The following is a 19,284-nucleotide window of genomic DNA, read 5'->3' as shown; positions in this document are numbered from 1 at the left end:
GCGGCAGAAACACAAAAGGCACCCCTGAGGGTGCCTTTTTCGTGACAGCGATGTCGCCGGGTGCTTAGGCAGCGGCTTTGAGCTGGGCGGGAGCGGCTTTCTTCTGCTCGCCGATGGGCAGCACGGTGCGACCGAACTGCTCGTTGATCACGGTGGCCATGGCCAGGTAGATGGCGCTGGCGCCGCAGATGATGCCTTCGAAACCGGCGATGGTGCCGATCAGGGTACTGCCGGTGAAGTCACGGGCAGCCAGCAGGAAGAACAGCACGGTCAGGGAGGCGAACACGAACTGCTTCACGCGGGGGAAGTTGACGGTCCCGATCAGCATGAACAGGGTGAACATGCCCCACATCAGCAGGTACCAGCCCATGTAGGCGTGCGGGGTGGCCTCGGCCAGACCCATGGTCGGCATCACCAGCAGGAACACCAGGCTCCACCAGAAGGTGCCGTAGGAGATGAAGGCGGTGACACCGAAGGTGTTGCCACGCTTGTACTCCATGATGCCGGCGATGATCTGGGCCAGACCGCCATAGCACAGACCCATGGCCAGGATCATGGCGCTGATGGGGAAGAAACCTGCGTTATGGATGTTCAGCAGAATGGTGGTCATACCGAAACCCATCAGACCCAGAGGGGCAGGGTTGGCCAATTTTTCGCTCACGTGGTGTTCTCCAACAATAGAGGTGGGGTTGATAAAAGACGCGCGATTTTAGGCAGGCTCAGGGGCCCGGGCAAGGGGGGGACACACAGAAATGGTAAAAAAAGAACACGAAAGTTTAAGTGGCCAACCATTCGTGCCATTCAGGTAGACGAGTGGTGAATGAAAAACGTTTTCAACGTTGCGATTTTGTATAAAAGGCAACTTGGCATGAAAGTCGGCAACGACGATGGTGACTGGGACTGGTGAGGGAAACGCGCCCCGGATGGTCGCGTCATGGCGGTTTGATTGAAAAATGAGTTCATATGCCATCAGACCAGAGTGTTTCCCTCCTGTTTGTGGCGCATGGACCTCCCGTATCGCTTGCCATCGCAGTGTCCGTTGCGCTCCCCATTTTCTCGTCAACCCCGCGCTCGCCACCGTGTTCCCTACACAAGGGCGGGGCGCCTGAGAAACCCGCAGGCGCGCTGTGTTGACTGCCACGGGCGAAAGGGGCGCAAGATTAACGGGCAGGATCAGAGGCTGCCCTTGTCAGAAAGCCAGAGGCGGGATGGGCCATGGGCCCAGTAAAGACGCTTCGAAATGGAAGGGGGGCGCGGGGTTGGCCCTTTGGCGTGCGCGAGAGGGTGTTCAGGATTGGCCCGATTAGACACTGTATATCTAATCGGCCATCTATTTTGACATGCCGACATGCCGACATGCCGACATGCCGACATGCGGGATAACGGGATAACGGGATAACGGGATAACGAGATCTTTCGAGACGGCTAGCGAGAGATAAATCCTGATGGCAGGGGTCGGGGGAGGTTAGAGAAGGGGAGGCAAGCAGGGATAAGGCAGCTCCACCATGATGTCGCCGCCGCTAGGCACAAAGGGAACAGCAGGGGCAAAGCGCGGGACCAGCCACCGCCCGCTCGCTCCGGCGGGAAAGAAAGGGATGAGAAAGGGTCGAGCAACTGGCACCGCACGGGTATCTGGGCGGTGGGCACCTTAAATGGCCAGGAAGGCGTTATCCGGTGGGGGTCGGGGGTGGGAGCCCCTTGGGCCATATGCCGTCGGGGCAAACAAGAGGGGCATCCGGCGGGCGCCGGATCAGTTGTCCAGGGTCAGCACCACCTTGGCTTCCTTGTCCGTCTCCTTCACCTGGCTGTCGAGCACGAAGAGGCGCTCCGGCGCGATGCCCTGGGTATCCACCAGATACTCCTTGGTGTTCTGGGCGCGGCGCATGGCGAGGTTTCGCAGGGACTTGGCGGTGATGAGCTGCTGATCCCGTAGCAGGAGCACCGCCTGGGCGCGCAGGGCCTCGCTCCCTTCATCGAGTCGCAACCGGTCGGCCAGATCCCCGAGATCTTCGTTGAACTTAGCTTCATAGGCCTCTGCCAGTGCGGATTGCATGGCGGGATCCTGCTCCAGCAGCGTCAAATCCACCGGGCTGCCGGTGGTCTTGGCCAGCAGCCGCTCAAGCTTCTGGCGCTGGAGGATGGGGCGCTCTTCGTTGAAGTTGACCTTGCCGCGAATGTTCATGCTGAGCTTGGGCCTCTCCTTGAGGGCCTGCGCGAGGGTGGTCAGCTTGGTCTGCTGGGTCGGGGTCAGGGCGGGATCGCCAGGTAGGAAGGGGAGCTCGTCGAGATCCTTGGTGCCCCCCGTCAAGGACGCAAGCAGGGAGAAGGGGGAGGTGATGGCCTTGCCGAGGGTATTGCCGAGCACGTCCCAGAAGATGTTGCCCAGGCTGAAATCAGGCTGATCCAGATTGCCCTTCACCTTGAGGTTCATCTTGATGACGCCGTTCGAATCGCTCAGCAGGGCGATGGCGAGGCCGAGGGGCAGATCCTTGGCCTGCTCGCTCTTGACCTTCTCCCCGAGTTGCAGCTTCTTGATGGTGATGTCGTTGTCCCCCTCCAGCCGGTTGCCCTGCAGCTTGTAGTTGAGTTTCATGGAGAGCTGCCCCTTGTCGATGGCATAGCCTGCATAGGTGCTGGAGTAGGGGGTGAAGGTGGTGAGCTCCAGATTGTTGAAGGCCACGGCCACATCCAGCACGGGATCCTCGATGAGCAGGTTGGCGCCCCCCCGGATGGTGACGGGGGCGTAGCGGTCCACCTTGCCGTTGAAGGCGAGCTCGGAGCGCTGCCCCGGGGTGTTGCTGATATGGCGGCTCTGGCCGTCGAGGGAGGCGATGTCCACCACGAAATCCGGGCTCAGGCTGCGATCGGCGAAGCGCAGGTTGCCCTGGGCGGTACGGATCTGATCGATGACGATGTGCGGGGCGGGGGCGCTCTCCCTGGCGTTCGCGGCGGGTTGCGGCAGCAGCAGTTGCTGCACGTTGGTGATCCCCTCTTCGTTGATCTCGATGCGGGCATAGGGTTTGCTCAGCAGGATGTCGGCGATGCGCAGTTGCTGGCTCAGGCCATCATAGTGCAGGCCGCTCAATTGCAGATTCTCTATCTGGAGCAGGCGCTGGTTGTCGGCCCGATCCAACACGTTGAGCCCCGCGACCTCGAGTCCACCGCTTATCTCCAGCTTGCTGATGGCCCCCTGGCGGTCGGTGGCCAGGTCCAGCCTGGTGCGGCTGGCAAGCTCGCCGTCCCGTACGCTGATGCGCAGCAGATCCTGCAGGTAGGGTTGAGCCAGGGTCAGCGGCAGCCCCTGCTGGCGGATGGCGCCGTTCAGGGTGAAGGGGGTCAGCCCCAGGGTGCCGTCAAACGCCACCGTCGTCCTGGTGTCGAGGGTTGCGTTGAGGGTGAGGGGGCTGGGTTGGGCGGTCTGGCTGCCAAGGGGCCCCAGGGTGAGGGCGAGGGCGGAGATGGCCCGTTTCAGGGGCTTGCCGCTGGTGGCTTCGGTCAGAGTGAGGCTGCCCTGGTCGATGCGGGTCTGCTTGAGGGCCCATTGCCAGGGCTTGGCGGGGGTGGCCGGTTGTTTGCCCCCCTTGGGGGTCTTCTGGGGGATCAACAGGTCCGCGAGATCCAGTTGTTGCTGTTGGTCGAGGACGGCGGTGATGGCCGGGCTCTTGAGGGTGGCGGCATCGAGCTCAAGGCGCTGCTTGTTGCCATCGATGCGGATCCCGGTCAGCGCCAACTGCTTGAAGCGGGCAAATTCCTCCCCCTTGTTGCGTGTGAGCTGCCAGTTGGCCAGGGTCAGCTTGCCCTTTGACAACTGCCAGTCCAGTCCCTGCTTGCCCTGGGTGAGGCGATAGGCGAGCTCGGCGCTGGCCTCCCCTTTGGCGAGGGTCGCCTTGAGATAGGGGGCCCAGAGGGGGGCGAAGGGGGCGATGGCCACCTTGCCAAGGCTGAGGTTGCCCTTGCCGGCGCCGCTCATCATGTCGAATTCCCCTTCGGCCTTGAGGGGGCTCTTCTCGTTGACGGTGGCGCACAGGCGATAGGGGTTGAGCACCCCCTCTGCGCTGGAAAAGCCGGGCAGGTGCAGGGCGAGCTTGTCCAGGGTGAGGGGCGGGACCCACCCCGGGCTGCTCTGCTTGCGGCTGTCCCGGTAGCTGAGCCGGCCCTGCTCGACGGACAGCTTGCCGATGGTCACCAGCACGGGCTCGGCGCTAGCTGGCGGTGTTTGCTCCGGCGCAGGGGCGAGCAGGGAGGCCAGTGCATCGGTCAGGTTGAAGCGTGCCTCCCCCTTGAGATCCTCGAGGCGCACCAGATCTGCCCTGGGGGCGGTCAGGGTGGCCTCTTCCAGTACCAGGGCGCGCTGCTGCCAGCTCGCTTTCAAGGCGGGAATGAGCTTCAGCTCTTCAAATGACACCAGTGCTTGCTGCTTGTCATCGAGCAGGGCGCTGGGCCCCAGCACGAGGGAGGGGTAGCGGATCCCCACCTCTATCTTGCCAAGGGAGAGGTGCAGACCGTAATGGGTGGCAAGCCAGCCGGGGAGATGGCGCTGGATGAGGGTCGGCGCCTGCCAGAGCAGGATGGTGATGCCGATGAGCAGGAGCGCGAGAAGATAGAGGGCATAGCGCAGCAGACGAGCGGGCAGAGGCTTGAGCATGATGGTCTCCATTTGATGCGCATATGGTAGCAATTAATCGTGCCCGGTTCATGGGAAGGACTCATGAGGTGCGCCGCACTCTGACCGGGCTGGGGAATTATTGTGCGACCAAGGCCGGATTTCCCCCGTTTGCCCCACCTCGCCGCTTGCCCAAACCGCCCAGTCTGTCCGGCATGCCGTGACGGGCGATGTGGGGAACAAGGGGGTTGCCGGGTCAGGGCCTGCCACTGCGAATATCCACTGGAAAACCGGGATACCGGGGGCGAGATACCCCCAGAGTCTGTCAATCCCCGTCGGTTTTCAAGCCGCCGAGGGAGTGGATGCAGCGCTGCTCGGCGGCATCGAGCTCGGCCATCACCATCTGGATGTCCTCCAGTTGCTGGCGCAGGGAGTGGCGTCTGGCCTCGATGAGCTGGATCATGGAGTGAAGCTGCATCCGGCTGGAGCGGTCGGTGTCGTACATGTCGAACAGCTCGCGGATCTCCGCCAGGCTGAACCCGAGGCGCTTGCCGCGCAGGGTCAGTTTCAGGCGGATCCTGTCCTTGTGGCTGTAGATACGGGTCTGCCCCTCCCGGGTCGGGGTGATGAGCCCCTCGTCCTCGTAATAGCGGATGGTGCGGGGGGTGATGTCGAACTCCTGGGCCAGCTCCGAGATGCTGTAGGTCCTCTCCTTGCCACTGGCGTGTCTGGCTCTCATGGTGCGCCCTCCTGATGAGCTGGCGGGGTCCTGGCCCCGCGGCAAGGGCCGGGTTCATGATGCATGATGGCCTCCCGGGGGGCGCTGCTCACGCTCTTGTGCGAAGCGCCGCCCCCTCCCGTGCAGGGCCTGGCCGACCCGGGAGCCGTTGGGGCGCCCCAGCAGCTCGCTCACCCACTGGCCGGTGGCGGCCAGCTGGTCGAGGTCGACGCCGGTGCTCATGCCAAGGCCGTGCAGCAGATAGACCACCTCTTCCGACGCCACATTGCCGGAGGCACCGGGGGCATAGGGGCAGCCGCCGAGCCCGGCCACCGAGCAGTCGATGGTGCGGATCCCGCGCTCGAGCGCCGGCAGCAGGTTGGCCAGCCCCTGGCCGTAGGTGTCGTGAAAATGAACCGCAAGCCGGCCCGCCGGGATCTCGTGCAGCACCGCATCCAGCATGGGAGCCACGGTGCCCGGGGTGCCGACGCCGATGGTGTCGCCGAGGGATATCTCATGGCAGCCCAGATCCAGCAGCCGCTCGGCAAGGGCGGCGACCCGTTTCGGGCGGGTCGGGCCGTCGAACGGGCAGGCGATGACGGTGGAGAGGTAGCCGCGCACCTTGATGCCGAGGCTGCGCGCCTCCTGCACCAGGGGAGCGAAGCGCACCAGGGACTCCTCCACGCTGATGCCGATGTTGGCTCGGGTGAAGCCGTCCGAGCAGGCGGTGAAGAGACCTATCTCGTCGGCGCGTGCGGCGACGGCGGCCTGCAGACCCTGCAGATTGGGCACCAGGGCGCCATAGCGGGTCGGCCCCCTGCGCGGCAGGGCATTAAAGAGTGCGGCGGAATCCGCCATCTGCGGCACCTTCTTGGGCGACACGAAGGCCCCCACCTCGATGCGCTGCAACCCGCTCTCGGCCAGGTGGGCGATGAGCGCCAGCCGCTGCGCCAGGGAGAGGGTGGCGGTCTCATTTTGCAGGCCGTCCCGCGGCCCCATCTCCACCAGGCTGACCTTGTCGTCCCGGTTCTCGTGCGTGTGGCTCATGAGCGCTCCTCCTGCGCGGTATGGTCCTCGGCAAAGCGCACCAGCACGGCGCCCTGGCTCACCTGTTCGCCCTGGCGGCACTGCAGGGCCTCAATCACCCCGTCCCGGTCAGCTTTGAGGACGTGCTCCATCTTCATTGCCTCCAGCACCAGCAGGGGTTGCCCCTTGCTGACCGGCTGGCCGGCCTCGACCTGCAGCGCCACCACGATGCCGTGCATGGGGGCCAGGATGCCCGGGACATGGCTCGTGTCGTGATCATGGTGGAGCTGATGATGCTGATCATCGAGCGAGAAGCGGATGCGCCTGCCCGCCAGGTGCAGCAAATAGGCGTCCTCGCCGAGGGGCTGCACCGGATAGCGCTGCCAATGTCCACCCTGGCACAGGCGGATCTGTTCTGACCCGAGTTCAAACGGGATCTGCTCGCCTTGCCAGAGTAGGCTGCCTGCCCGCTCGGCGAGGGTGAGAGTGCGGGTCTCCTCGCCGATGCGCACCGTGGCGCAAAAGCGGCGGGTGGGGCCCAGCCGAAAGCCTGCGGCCTGCTGCCAGGGGGAGGCATCGCGCTCGCAAGTGGCGAGCCAGAGGGTGGCGAGGGGCCAGGCGAGCGCAGGAACGGGCAGGGTGTCGGTGGGAATGGGCCACTGGGTGTGGTGGCGCATCGCCAGCACCTCTGGCGCTTCGCACAGGCGCTGCAGGAGCGGGCCGTTGTGCACCAGAGGGCCGAGATCCAGGGCTGCCAGGGCATCGGCCAGGGTGGCAAAGGCTTCGCTGCGGCTCGGTGCGTGGGCGACGAGCTTGGCGATCATGGGGTCGTAATAGGGGCTCACCTCATCGCCAGCGGTGACGCCGGTGTCGATGCGCACCCCCTTGGGCCAGGTGAGCCAGTGGATGGGGCCGCTCGCTGGCAGAAAACCGGCGGCCACGTCTTCGGCGTAGAGGCGCGCCTCCACCGCGTGGCCACGCAGCACCACCTGTTCCTGGGTGAGGGGCAGCGGTTTGCCCTCGGCCACCGCCAGCTGCCAGGCCACCAGATCCTGGCCTGTGATGGCCTCGGTAACCGGGTGCTCCACCTGCAACCGGGTGTTCATCTCCATGAAGAAGAACTCCTCCCCGCAGAGCAAAAACTCGATGGTGCCCGCCCCCCGATAGGCGATGGCCTTGGCCGCCGCCACGGCCGCCTCGCCCATGGCGCGGCGCAGGGCAGGGGAGATGTCGGGGGCGGGGGCCTCCTCGATCACCTTCTGGTGGCGGCGCTGCAAGGAGCAGTCCCGATCCCCCAGATAGATGGCGTTGCCAAGGGCATCGGCAAAGACCTGCACCTCCACGTGACGGGCGCGGGGGAGATAGCGCTCCAGCAGCACATGGTCGTCGCCAAAGGCGGCACTCGCCTCCCGCTTGACCGCCGCCAGGGCGTCGTCAAAGTCGGCCAGCTGATCGACCCGCCGCATCCCCTTGCCACCGCCGCCGCTGGCCGCCTTGATAAGGAGCGGGAAGCCCACCTGGCTCGCCTGATCGCGCAAAAAGTCAGGATGCTGATCCGCGCCGTGATAACCGGGCAGCACGGGGACGCCGGCTGCCTGCATCAGCCCTTTGGCCCCCGACTTGTCCCCCATGGCGAGGATGGCGGCGCCGCTTGGGCCGACAAAGCGCACGCCCCGCTGCTCGCAGGCGGTGGCAAAGTCGCTGTTCTCGGAGAGGAAACCGTAGCCCGGGTGGATGGCGTCGGCATTCGCTTCTTTGGCAATCTTGAGCACCTTGCCGGTGTCGAGGTAGCTCTCCCGGGCGGGGGCCGGCCCCAGATGCCAGGCTTCGTCGGCTTCGCGCACGTGCATGGCGCGGGCATCGGCGTCCGAGTAGAGGGCGATGGTGTGAATGCCGAGGCGCCGTGCTGTCTTGATGATGCGCACGGCGATTTCACCGCGATTGGCGATCAGCAGGCGCTTGATGGGAGTGTGATGGGTCATGCTGCCTCCCTGTTGTTCAAGGCGCACAAGTGCGAAGCGTGTTGATCCACACTCCCGTTATATTGACCACAGTTGGCGATCAGCAGGTGCTTGATGAGGTGGTATTGAGTCATGCTTCGTCCTTGAAACGGGGGCGCCAGGTTGGGGGGCGTTTGTCGAAGAAGGCCTGGATCCCCTCCTGGGCCTCGAGACCGACCCGTACCCGGGCGATGGTCTCGACGGTCTGCTCTTCGTGCTGGTGGCCTGGGCGCCCTTCGAGGGCGGCCAGCAGCCGCTTGGTCTCCTTCATCGCCTGGGGGCCGTTGCGACACAACCGCAGGGCCATGGCGCGTCCCTCCGCCAGCAACTGATCAGGCTGGCTGAGCCTGTGCACCACGTTGAGTCGGCAGGCGGTGATGGCATCGAAAGGCTCTGCGCTCAGCATGTAGCGGCGGGCCTGGCGCATCCCCATGGTGCGCACCACGTAGGGGCTGATCACCGCAGGCACCAGTCCCAGGGTCACCTCGGAGAGGCAGAAGCGGGCATTTTCGCTGGCCAGCACGATGTCGCAGGCGCAGACAAGGCCTAAGGCGCCGCCGTAGGCGGCCCCCTGCACCAGGGCTACCGTGGGGAAGGGCAGCTCGTCCAGTGCCTGCATCAGGTGGGCCAGCACCCGGGCGTCCTCGCGATTCTTGTCAAAGGCGCGGGGGTCGAACGCTTCCCCTGCCATCTTGCGCATCCACTCGAGATCGGCGCCCGCGCAAAAATGCGGCCCCTCGGCGCGCAGCAGCAGCACGTGGGGGCGGTCGGCGAGGGGCTGGCCGTGGGTCAGCTCGTCGAGGCAGTCGAGCAGCCCTTGCATCAGGTCGGCATCGAGGGCGTTGTGACGGGCCGGGCGGGCGAGCACCAGCTCGATCACCGGGCCGTGGCGCTCCAGGCGAAAATGGGCAAGGGGATCGTTGAAGAGCGGGTCTGACATATGAACTCCTTACATCCGGAAGATGCCGTACTGCCCGGGGCCCGGCTCGGCCCCCTGGCAGGCCGCCAGCGCCAGGGCGAGCACGGTGCGGCTCTGGGCCGGGTCGATGACGCCGTCATCCCACAGGCGAGCACTGGCGTAATAGGGGTGACCCTGGCGCTCGTACTGCGCGATCACCGGGGCGCGAATGGCGGCCGCCTCCGGCTCGCCCAGAGTCTTGCCCTCGGCGGCCAGCTTGTCCCGGCGCACCTGCACCAGCACCCCGGCCGCCTGCTCGCCCCCCATGACGGAGATGCGGCTGTTGGGCCAGCTGAAGAGAAAATCCGGTTCATAGGCGCGCCCGCACATGCCGTAGTTGCCGGCACCGAAGCTGCCGCCGACGATCAGAGTGATCTTGGGCACCCGGCTGCAGGCCACGGCGGTCACCAGCTTGGCGCCGTGCTTGGCGATCCCCTCTTTCTCCGCCGTACTCCCCACCATAAAGCCGGTGATGTTTTGCAGAAACAGCAGCGGGATCCCCCGCTGGTTGCAGAGCTGGATGAAGTGGGCCCCCTTCTGGGCGCTGTCGCTGTGCAGCACGCCGTTGTTGGCGAGGATCCCCACCTGCATGCCCTCAATGCGGGAAAAACCCGTCACCAAGGTAGTGCCGAACAACGCCTTGAATTCGTCAAACACAGAGCCATCCACTAGTCGGGCGATCAATTCTCGTGCGTCATAGGGGCGCTTGAGACTGGTGCCCACCAGGCCGTAGAGCTCCTCGATGGGGTAGTGCGGCTCATCATAGGAGGGAGCGGATGGGGCGGGTGACGCCGCCGTCTGGTTGTCACCCAGGTTGCTTACCAGGGTGCGGGTGATGGCCAGGGCATGGGCATCGTCCCTGGCCATGTGATCCGCCACCCCGGAGTGGACGCAGTGCACCTCGGCGCCGCCCAAGGCTTCTGCGCTGATCTCCTCACCGGTGGCGGCCTTGACCAGGGGCGGGCCCGCCAGAAAGAGGGTGGCCTGTTCCCTGACCATGATCGACTCGTCCGCCATGGCGGGCACGTAGGCACCCCCGGCGGTACAGAGTCCCATCACCACCGCCAGCTGGGGGATGCTCTGGGCCGACATGCGAGCCTGGTTGTAGAAGATGCGGCCAAAATGCTCCCGGTCGGGGAACACCTCGTCCTGCATGGGCAGGAAGGCACCGCCGGAATCCACCAGATAGAGGCATGGGAGGCGCAGTCGCTCGGCAATGGCCTGGGCGCGCAGGTGCTTTTTCACCGTGAGGGGGTAGTAGGTGCCGCCCTTCACGGTGGCGTCATTCACCACCAGCATGCACAGGCGCCCCGAGACCCGTCCGATGCCGGTGAGGATGCCGGCAGCGGGCACCGGTTCGTCATAGACCTGCCAGCCAGCCAGCGCCGACAGTTCGAGAAAGGGGGAACCCGGGTCCAGCAGCTGGTCGATGCGCTCCCGGGGCAGCAGCTTGCCACGGGCCTGGTGGCGGGCCTTGTTGGCAGCACCGCCGCCCAAGGCTATCTCCTCCAGGCGGGCATTGAGATCGTCGACCAGTGCCTGCATGGCGGCACGATTGGCCTCATAGTCGGGGCTCGCGGTGTCGAGACGGGAGTGGATCCTGCTCATGCATTATCCCCCATCAGCTCGCGGCCGATGAGCCAGCGGCGGATCTCCGAGGTGCCGGCGCCGATTTCGTAGAGTTTGGCGTCCCGCAGCAGGCGGCCTGTGGGGTATTCGTTGATGTAGCCGTTGCCGCCGAGCAGCTGGATGGCATCGAGGGCCATCTGGGTGGCATTTTCGGCGGCAAACAGGATGGCGGCGGCGCAATCCTTGCGGCTGGTGCGGCCCTGATCGCAGGCGCTCGCCACCGAATAGACCAGCGCCCGGCTGCTGGCGAGACGGGTATACATGTCGGCGAGCTTGCCCTGCACCAGCTGGAACTCGCCGATGGCCTGGCCGAACTGCTTGCGCTCGCGCACATAGGGAAGCACCACGTCCATGCAGGCCTGCATGATGCCAAGGGGGCCTGCTGCCAGCACCACCCGCTCGTAGTCGAGCCCGCTCATCAGTACCTTGACCCCGCCGTGCAGGGGACCCAGCAGGTTCTCCTGCGGCACCCGGCAGTTGTCGAACACCAGCTCGCAGGTACTGGATCCGCGCATGCCGAGCTTGTCGAGCTTCTGGGCGGTGGAAAAACCGGGAGTTCCCGCCTCGACGATAAAGGCGGAAATACCTTTGGGCCCTGCAGCGGCATCGGTCTTGGCATAGATGACGAAGGTGTCGGCATCGGGCCCGTTTGTGATCCACATCTTGTTGCCGTTCAGCACGAAGTGATCCCCCTCGCGCACCGCGGTGAGGCGCATGCTCACCACATCGGAGCCGGCACCCGGCTCGCTCATGGCCAGCGCCCCCACGTGTTTGCCGCTGACGAGGGAGGGCAGATATTTCGCCTTCTGATCAGGGGTGCCGTGGCGGTGGATCTGGTTGATGCAGAGGTTGGAGTGAGCGCCGTAGGAGAGGCCGACCGAGGCGCTGGCGCGGCTCACCTGCTCCATCACCAGCACATGGGCCAGATAGCCGAGGTTCACCCCGTCATACTCCTCCGCCACCGTGATGCCGTGCAGCCCCAGCTCACCCATGCGGGGCCAGAGATCCCGGGGAAAAGCGTTGCTCTGATCGATCTCGCTGGCGCGCGGTGCGATCACTTTCTGGCAGAAAGCCTCGACCTGTTCGGTCAGGGCCTGGAGGGTTTCATCCATCAGGGCATGCATCCGTGCTCTCCTTGGTGCAGTGGACTGCCGATTTCCCCTGCCATCAGGGTGATGACTGGTCAGTCCATTCGTGATTCAAGTTTACGTTAGCGTAAACGTAAATTGATTGTTAGTCTAAGGTAAATTCGATGGCAGCCCGCCGCAAGGGGCTACCCGGGCAGAGGAGCGCAAGGAGTGAACAGGATGTGCAACAGCAACATGGATGTGGCCGGCCTGCAGTGGCCTGCCATCGCCAGCCAACGGGCTAGGAGGGGGGCATGAGCCAGCATCACACCCAGTACGGGGATCTGCCGCTCTACATCGGTGGCGAGGCGTGTCCGTCCGCAAGCGACGAGTGGATAGAGGTGACCGACCCGGCGGACCAGCATCTGCTGGCGCGTGTGCCGAAAGCTACCTCTGCGGAAATTGAGCTGGCGGTGCGCGCCGCCCACGACGCCTACCTGCTGTGGCGGGAGGTGCCGGCCCCCGAGCGGGCCCGGGTCATGTTCAACTACCAGCATCTGTTGAAAGTGCATCACGACGAGCTGGCGACCCTGCTGGCCCAGGAAACCGGCAAGAACCTGGCGGATGCCAAGGGGGATGTGTGGCGCGGCATCGAGGTGGTGGAGCAGGCCTGCGGTATTGCCAGTCAGACCCTGGGGGAGACCATGGGCAACGTGGCGCGCCGGGTGGATGGCCACTCCTGGGTGCAGCCCCTCGGGGTCTGCGTCGGCATCACGCCGTTCAACTTCCCAGCCATGATACCGCTGTGGATGTTCCCGCTGGCGGTGGCCTGCGGCAACGGCTTTGTGCTCAAGCCCTCCGAGCAGGATCCCCTCACCCCCATGCGCCTGGCCGAGCTGTTTACCGAGGCGGGGGCCCCCAGGGGCATTCTGTCGGTGGTGCACGGCGGCGCCGAGCAGGTGGATGCGCTGCTGGCCCATCCCGATGTCAAGGCAGTCAGTTTCGTGGGCTCGGCCCGGGTCGGCGGCCACGTCTATCGCAGCGCCACGTCGCAGCTCAAGCGCGCCCAGTGTTTTGTCGGCGCCAAGAATCACATGGTGATCATGCCGGATGCCAACAAGGCGCAGGTGCTCGGCAACTTGGTGGGAGCCGGAGTCGGCGCCGCCGGTCAGCGCTGCATGGCCATCAGCGTGGCGGTGTTCGTGGGGAGCGCCAGGGAGTGGATCCCCGAGCTCGCCGCCGAGTTCGCCAAGGTGAAACCCGGTGTCTGGCACGATCCCGAGGCCGCCTACGGCCCCCTCATCAGCCCGGAGGCGAAAGTCAGGGTGGAGGGGCTTATCGAGGCGGGGATTGCCGAGGGAGCCGAGTGCCTGCTGGACGGCCGTTTTTGCGACGTCCCCGGCTACCCGGTGGGCAACTGGGTGGGGCCGACCCTGTTTCGCGGCGTGACCCCCGAGATGCGCATCTACAAGGAGGAGATCTTCGGGCCCGTGCTGGCCTGCCTCGAGGTGGGGAGCCTGGATGAGGCGCTTGCCCTCATCAACGCCAACCCCTATGGCAACGGCACCTCCCTCTTCACCGGCTGTGGCGCCGCCGCCCGCAAGTTTCGCCACGAGGTGGCGGTGGGCCAGGTGGGGATCAACGTGCCCATCCCGGTGCCGCTGCCGTTCTTCTCCTTTACCGGCTGGCGCGGCTCCTTCTACGGGGATCTGCACGCCTACGGCAAGCAGGCGGTACGTTTTTACACCGAGACCAAGACGGTGACGGAGCGCTGGTTCGACGAAGACATTCCCAGCGGCCCCAATATGACCATTCAGCTGCGCTGACGGCAGGTTGCCCACTTTGCCCGGGTGCCCCCATTGACAGCAACGGATCGACGGAACAAGTACAAAGGAAGCGAACAAGATGGATTTTACCCTGACCGAATCCCAACGGGCCTGTGTCGAGTCGGCCGGCGCCTTCGCCGATCTGGCGCTCAAACCCCACGCCGCGCGCTGGGACAGGGAGCACGAGTTCCCCATCCCCACCATCAAGCAGGCGGCGGCGTTGGGCCTGTGTGGCCTCTATACCCCGGAGCAGTATGACGGTCTGGGCCTGAGCCGGCTCGATGCCAGCCTCATCTTCGAACGCCTCGCCATGGGCTGCACCTCCACCACCGCCTATCTCACCATCCACAACATGGTGAGCTGGATGCTGGGCAGCTGGCTGCCTGCCGAGGTGGCCGCGGAGTGGGTACCCAGGCTCGCCAGCGGCGAGCTGCTGGGATCCTACTGCCTCACCGAGCCGGGGGCGGGCTCCGACGCTGCGGCCCTCAAGACCCGCGCCGTGCGCGATGGCGCGGATTACCTCCTCGACGGCAGCAAGGTGTTCATCTCGGGCGCCGGCAGCACCGACGTGCTGGTGGTGATGGCCCGCACCGGTGGTGAGGGGGCCAAGGGGATCTCTGCCTTCATGGTACCGGCCCAGACCCCCGGCGTGAGCTACGGCAAGGCGGAGGAGAAGATGGGCTGGAACAGCCAGCCGACCCGGGAGGTGAACTTCAATGCCGTGCGCATTCCCGCTCGCTTCCGGCTGGGGGAGGAGGGGGAAGGGTTCAAGTTCGCCATGCAGGCGCTCGATGGGGGGCGCATCAACATCGCCAGCTGTTCGCTGGGCACAGCCCAGCAGGCTCTCAACGATGCCCTGGCCCATGTGCAGCAGCGCCAGCAATTTGGACACCCGATCAGCGAATTCCAGAGCGTGCAGTTTCGCCTGGCCGACATGGCCACCGAGCTCGCTGCCGCCCGCCTGCTGGTGCGCCAGGCGGCCGCCAAACTCGATGAGGGCAGCCCGGACAAGAGCGCCTGGTGCGCCATGGCCAAGCGTTTTGCCACCGACGTGGGGCACCGCATCTGCGACGACGCCCTGCAACTCTTTGGCGGCTATGGTTATATCCGCGAGTATCCGCTTGAGCGCTATCTGCGCGACACCCGGGTGCACCGCATTCTGGAAGGGACGAATGAAGTGATGCGGCTCATCATCGCCCGCCGCCTGCTGGCCGACCCCGGCCTGTCGCTGGAGTAGCGGGAGTAGCCTGCCCTGAGGACGCAGTCGGCGCGTCCTCAGGCTTTGTGAGCCAGGTGCAGGTTGGCTCCATTCAACCCTGTCATCATGGGGCAGTTTTTTTGACAAGGACAACGCAATGACAAGGATCAGGCTCGAATATCACGGCCACGTGGCCTACATCACCCTCGATCACCCACCCGCCAACACCTGGACGCTCGCCAGCCTGAAAGCCTTCTTGCAGATGATGGTGGAGCTGGATGGTCGCCCCGACGTGGTAGCCCTGGTGATCCGCGGTGCCGGAGAGAAATTCTTCTGCGCCGGCGCCGATCTCAAGATGTTCGCCGACGGCAGCCTGGCGCATGCCCGCGAGGTGGCCGAGGCCTTTGGCCACGCCTTCGAGGCGCTGGCCCGCTTTCACGGGGTCAGCATCGCCGCCATCAACGGCTATGCCATGGGAGGGGGGCTCGAAGTTGCGCTGGCCTGCGACATCCGCATCGCCGAGCAGCAGGCCAAGCTGGGGTTGCCAGAGGCCTCGGTGGGTTTGTTGCCCTGCGCCGGCGGCACCCAGCGCCTCACCGAGCTGGTGGGGCCGGGCTGGGCCAAGCGGATGATCCTCTGCGGCGAGAAGGTGAGCGCCACCCTGGCCTACGAGATGGGGCTGGTGGAGGAGGTGGTGACCGAGGGGCACGCCTGGGAGGCGGCGCAGCAGATGGCCCAGCTGGTGGAGCGCCAGAGCCCGAGCGCCCTGCGCGCCTGCAAACAGCTCATCAATCAGGGGCGAAGCACCCACAGGGACGCGGCGCTGCCACTCGAGCGCAGCCTCTTTCTCGCCCTGTTTGACGATGCCAATCAGCGCGAAGGGGTGGCGGCCTTCCTGGAGAAGCGGGCCCCGCGCTGGCGTTACGACCAATCCAAACCGAAAGAGTGAGGGAGCGAAGGATGAATGAGGTATTGATGGCGACCCGCCATGTCGCAGGGGCAGATACCCGGTCTACGGGGGCTGCCCATGAGTGAGCCCGTGCTCATCGAGACCCACCCCACGGCGGATGGCCGCCACATCGGCATGCTGACTCTGGACAGCCCCGCCTCCCTCAACGCCCTGAGCCTTGAGATGATCCAGTTGTTGCAGGGGGCGTTGACCCGCTGGGAGCAGGATCCGGCCATCGTCTGCGTGTTGTTGCAAGGGGCCGGCGAGAAGGCATTCTGCGCCGGTGGTGACATCCGCTCCTTTTATTACCGCAAGCAGGAGGCGAGCCACTCTGAATTGTTCGGCTATGCCCGCGACTTCTTCCTGCAGGAGTACCGGCTCGATCATCACATCCACTGCTACGGCAAGCCCCTTGTCTGCGTGGCGGACGGCATCTGCATGGGGGGCGGCATCGGCCTCTTTGCCGGGGCCGCTTTTCGGGTGGTGACAGAGAAGAGTCTGTTCGCCATGCCGGAGGTGACCATAGGCCTCTATCCGGATGTGGGGGCCAGCTGGTTTTTGAGCCGGATGCCGGGGCGGCTCGGACTCTGGCTCGGCCTCACCGGTGCCCGCTTCAACGGGGCGGACGCCATCGGCCTGGGGCTCGCGGATCACGCCATGGGGAGCCGCGAGCGGGTGGAGCTGCCGGCGCGCCTCGCCGCCCTCGACTGGTCCGCAGGCGACCCCTGCGAGCAGATCGAGGTGCTGCTCACCGATTTGCAGGAGGTCCCTGGTCAGGCATTGCCCCCTCCCGTACTGCTGCCCCACCAGGCCCGCATCGATGCGCTGTTGGCTGGCCGCTCTCTGCAAGGGGTGCTGGCACGCCTCGAGGGCGCCGAGCTGGACGAACCGGCGCTGACTCAGGGGCGGGAGACCTGCCTTCGCGGCAGCCCCATCAGCCGCGCCATCCTCTGGCGCCAGTTCTGGCAGGCACGGCGCCAGTCCCTGGCCGAGGTGTTTGCCGACGAGCTGACCCTCTCGGTCAATTGCGTGCTCAGAGGGGACTTCGTGGAAGGGGTGCGGGCTCTGCTCATCGACAAGGACAAATCCCCTCGCTGGCAGGCCCCGCAGGCGGGCGAGGCCTGGCTGGATGCCTTCTATCGCTGGCCCGAGGGGGACAACCCCTTGCGCCTCCGCTGACGCGGGATCACACACAAGGAGCACACCATGACAAGGATTGGGTTTATCGGGCTTGGCAACATGGGGGGCCCCATGGCCGCCAACCTGGCCAGGGCGGGGCACAGGATGCAGGTGTTTGATCTGGTGCCCGAGAGCCTGAGCCGGGCCATCGAGGCTGGCTGCATTGCCGCCGGGAATGCCCGGGAAGCGGTGAGCGGCTGCGAGCTGGTCATCAGCATGCTGCCAGCGGGGGAGCACGTGCGCAGCCTCTGGCTGGGGGAGAGTGTCGGTGAGCGGGGTGGCCAGGATCTGCTGGCGGCCCTGTCGCCCGGCACCTTGGTCATCGACTGCTCCACCATAGACGTGGCCTCGGCCCGTCAGGTGGGGGCGGCGGCGAAGGCGAGCGGCATCCGTTTTCTCGATGCCCCCGTCTCGGGAGGGGTGGCCGGTGCGGCGGCGGGCACGCTCACTTTCATCGTCGGCGGCGAACAAGCGGATTATGAAGCGGCCAGACCCGTGCTCGCCTGCATGGGGCAGAACCTGTTTCACGCCGGGGCGCTTGGCGCCGGCCAGATCGCCAAGATGTGCAACAACATGCTGCTCGCCATCCACATGGCGGGCACCGCCGAGGCGCTGGCGCTCGGGGTCAAGGAGGGGCTGGATCCCGTCGTGCTCTCCACCATCATGGGCAAGAGTTCGGGCAACAACTGGAGCCTGGAGCGCTACAACCCCTGGCCCGGTGTGATGGAGAACGTGCCGGCGTCCCGTGGGTATGCAGGGGGCTTTATGACCCGGCTGATGGTCAAGGATTTGGGGCTCGCCATGGCGTTGGCGGAACATGCCCACAGCGCCGTGCCCATGGGGGCCCTGGCCCGCAACCTCTTCAACCTGCACGCGAGCCTGGGCCAGGAGAACAAGGATTTTTCCAGCATCCTCGAGCTCTATCGGGACAAGACAGCGCCGGGTTAAGGGCCGCTATCTACCTATTTACCCGATAGTCTTTGACTCGACAGTCACCGGCCATCTCACCAGGAGCATTTATGGATATCACACGGAAAGTCATCGCCATCACGGGGGCGGGTAGGGGGCTGGGCCGCGCCATCGCTCTGAGTCTGGCGGAGCAGGGGGCCGTGCTTGCGCTCATCGATGTCAACCGCACCGATCTGGAGGTGACCGAGGCAGAAGTGCGCAGCCGTGACGGCCGCTGCGCCCTGTTCGTCTGCAACGTGGCAAGCGAGCCAGAGGTCGAGGCGACCTTCGCCGCCATCAAGGATCAGTTCGGTGCGCTGCACGGCCTCGTCAACTGTGCCGGCATCCTGCGCGACGGCATGCTGATCAAGGTGAAGGAGGGGGCACTGACGGAGAAGATGAGCCTGGCCCAGTGGCAGAGCGTCATCGACGTCAATCTCACCGGCACTTTCCTGTGCGGGCGCGAGGGGGCGGCGCTGATGGCCACCGGCGGGGAGGGGGGCGTCATCATCAACATCTCCTCCATCGCCCGGGCCGGCAACATGGGCCAGAGCAACTATGCCGCCAGCAAGGCGGGGGTGGCCTCTCTGGTGGTCACCTGGGGGAAGGAGCTGGCCCGTCACGGCATCCGGGTGATGGGCATCGCCCCCGGCGTCTTTGCCACCGACATGACGGCGGCGATGAAGCCCGAAGCCATGGCCCGCATGCAACAGGCCATCCCGGTGGGCACCCTGGGGCAGGCGGCGCAGCTGGCCCAGACGGTGCAGTTCATCCTTGCCAACGACTATCTGTCCGGGCGGATGATCGAGCTGGACGGCGGCTTGAGGCTCTAGTCCCCCTGCATATACCCTCTCTGACGCCCCTCCTGCAGGGGCGTTTTTGCAGGGGAAAGGCCCCAGTGCAAGGGTGCATAGCCATGCAGGTCCGGCTTTTGAAAAGCGGTGCGACATCATGAAAAGTCGTGAAATATCAACGGGTCTTTCTTAATTTGAACCAGCTCACAGGCACCCCGGGTCAGTGCTGTAAAATTGCGCGCGGTCAAGGCGGCTCATGATTGACGGCAAGAGGGATTGCGGCCGGAATAGTCATGCAATATAGTTGCCGCCTTTTTCACGGGGTACGGATTTCTAGCCCCTCCCATGTCGCGCGCTGTATGAATACGGATGCTCAGCCGCCGCCTAAT

At 65.4% G+C, this 19,284-nt stretch carries 14 protein-coding genes; 6 read left to right on the top strand and 8 right to left on the bottom strand.

All coding sequences use genetic code 11. The annotated features are described in order from the left end of the window. Positions 1-64 precede the first annotated feature (64 nt). The 8 genes from ACPW74_RS10175 to ACPW74_RS10140 all read right to left on the bottom strand — a co-directional run bounded on the left by ACPW74_RS10175 (position 65) and on the right by ACPW74_RS10140 (position 12,058). Positions 65-661, bottom strand: coding sequence for an acetate uptake transporter (locus ACPW74_RS10175; RefSeq protein WP_029314465.1), 597 nt, complete (start codon positions 659-661; stop codon positions 65-67). 1,089 nt (positions 662-1,750) lie between these two features. Next, the gene (locus ACPW74_RS10170) at positions 1,751-4,657 is read right to left on the bottom strand and encodes a DUF748 domain-containing protein (RefSeq protein WP_408754826.1); all 2,907 of its coding nucleotides are present in this window, start codon (positions 4,655-4,657) and stop codon (positions 1,751-1,753) included. Between the two features lie 271 nt (positions 4,658-4,928). After that, the gene (locus tag ACPW74_RS10165) at positions 4,929-5,342 is read right to left on the bottom strand and encodes a MerR family transcriptional regulator (RefSeq protein WP_010674587.1); all 414 of its coding nucleotides are present in this window, start codon (positions 5,340-5,342) and stop codon (positions 4,929-4,931) included. A 54-nt stretch (positions 5,343-5,396) separates the two neighbouring features. After that, a complete protein-coding gene (locus ACPW74_RS10160) occupies positions 5,397-6,368 on the bottom strand; it encodes a hydroxymethylglutaryl-CoA lyase (protein ID WP_010674588.1) in 972 nt (323 codons plus the stop codon). Continuing rightward, positions 6,365-8,329, bottom strand: coding sequence for an acetyl/propionyl/methylcrotonyl-CoA carboxylase subunit alpha (locus ACPW74_RS10155; protein ID WP_202007296.1), 1,965 nt, complete (start codon positions 8,327-8,329; stop codon positions 6,365-6,367). The genes ACPW74_RS10160 and ACPW74_RS10155 overlap by 4 nt, the downstream gene beginning before the upstream one ends. A 109-nt stretch (positions 8,330-8,438) precedes the next feature. Then, positions 8,439-9,287, bottom strand: a complete 849-nt coding sequence (locus tag ACPW74_RS10150) for an enoyl-CoA hydratase-related protein (RefSeq protein WP_161648157.1) — start codon at positions 9,285-9,287, stop codon at positions 8,439-8,441. A gap of 9 nt (positions 9,288-9,296) precedes the next feature. Next, positions 9,297-10,913: a carboxyl transferase domain-containing protein gene (locus tag ACPW74_RS10145; RefSeq protein ID WP_010674592.1), complete on the bottom strand. Its 1,617-nt coding sequence runs from the start codon at positions 10,911-10,913 to the stop codon at positions 9,297-9,299. Further along, the gene (locus tag ACPW74_RS10140) at positions 10,910-12,058 is read right to left on the bottom strand and encodes an isovaleryl-CoA dehydrogenase (protein ID WP_010674593.1); all 1,149 of its coding nucleotides are present in this window, start codon (positions 12,056-12,058) and stop codon (positions 10,910-10,912) included. The genes ACPW74_RS10145 and ACPW74_RS10140 overlap by 4 nt, the downstream gene beginning before the upstream one ends. Positions 12,059-12,315: 257 nt before the next feature. Here ACPW74_RS10140 and ACPW74_RS10135 point away from each other — a divergent pair, with 257 nt between their 5' ends. The 6 genes from ACPW74_RS10135 to ACPW74_RS10110 all read left to right on the top strand — a co-directional run bounded on the left by ACPW74_RS10135 (position 12,316) and on the right by ACPW74_RS10110 (position 18,934). Continuing rightward, positions 12,316-13,827: a CoA-acylating methylmalonate-semialdehyde dehydrogenase gene (locus tag ACPW74_RS10135; protein WP_010674594.1), complete on the top strand. Its 1,512-nt coding sequence runs from the start codon at positions 12,316-12,318 to the stop codon at positions 13,825-13,827. A gap of 79 nt (positions 13,828-13,906) precedes the next feature. Further along, a complete protein-coding gene (locus tag ACPW74_RS10130) occupies positions 13,907-15,064 on the top strand; it encodes an acyl-CoA dehydrogenase family protein (protein ID WP_104452896.1) in 1,158 nt (385 codons plus the stop codon). A 118-nt stretch (positions 15,065-15,182) separates the two neighbouring features. Continuing rightward, a complete protein-coding gene (locus ACPW74_RS10125) occupies positions 15,183-15,974 on the top strand; it encodes an enoyl-CoA hydratase (protein WP_010674596.1) in 792 nt (263 codons plus the stop codon). A gap of 78 nt (positions 15,975-16,052) precedes the next feature. Continuing rightward, positions 16,053-17,153 carry an enoyl-CoA hydratase/isomerase family protein gene (locus tag ACPW74_RS10120; RefSeq protein ID WP_029314467.1) on the top strand — a complete coding sequence of 367 codons (1,101 nt, stop codon included), beginning with the start codon at positions 16,053-16,055 and terminating at the stop codon, positions 17,151-17,153. 27 nt (positions 17,154-17,180) lie between these two features. Next, a complete protein-coding gene (gene mmsB, locus ACPW74_RS10115; RefSeq protein ID WP_104452897.1) occupies positions 17,181-18,101 on the top strand; it encodes a 3-hydroxyisobutyrate dehydrogenase in 921 nt (306 codons plus the stop codon). A gap of 71 nt (positions 18,102-18,172) precedes the next feature. Further along, a complete protein-coding gene (locus ACPW74_RS10110) occupies positions 18,173-18,934 on the top strand; it encodes an SDR family oxidoreductase (protein ID WP_010674599.1) in 762 nt (253 codons plus the stop codon). The last annotated feature ends 350 nt before the right edge of the window (positions 18,935-19,284 follow it).

This window comes from Aeromonas sp. INTO2 (genome assembly GCF_049860605.1).
Lineage (GTDB): Bacteria > Pseudomonadota > Gammaproteobacteria > Enterobacterales > Aeromonadaceae > Aeromonas > Aeromonas caviae.
This window is presented reverse-complemented; position numbering and strand designations above follow the sequence as displayed.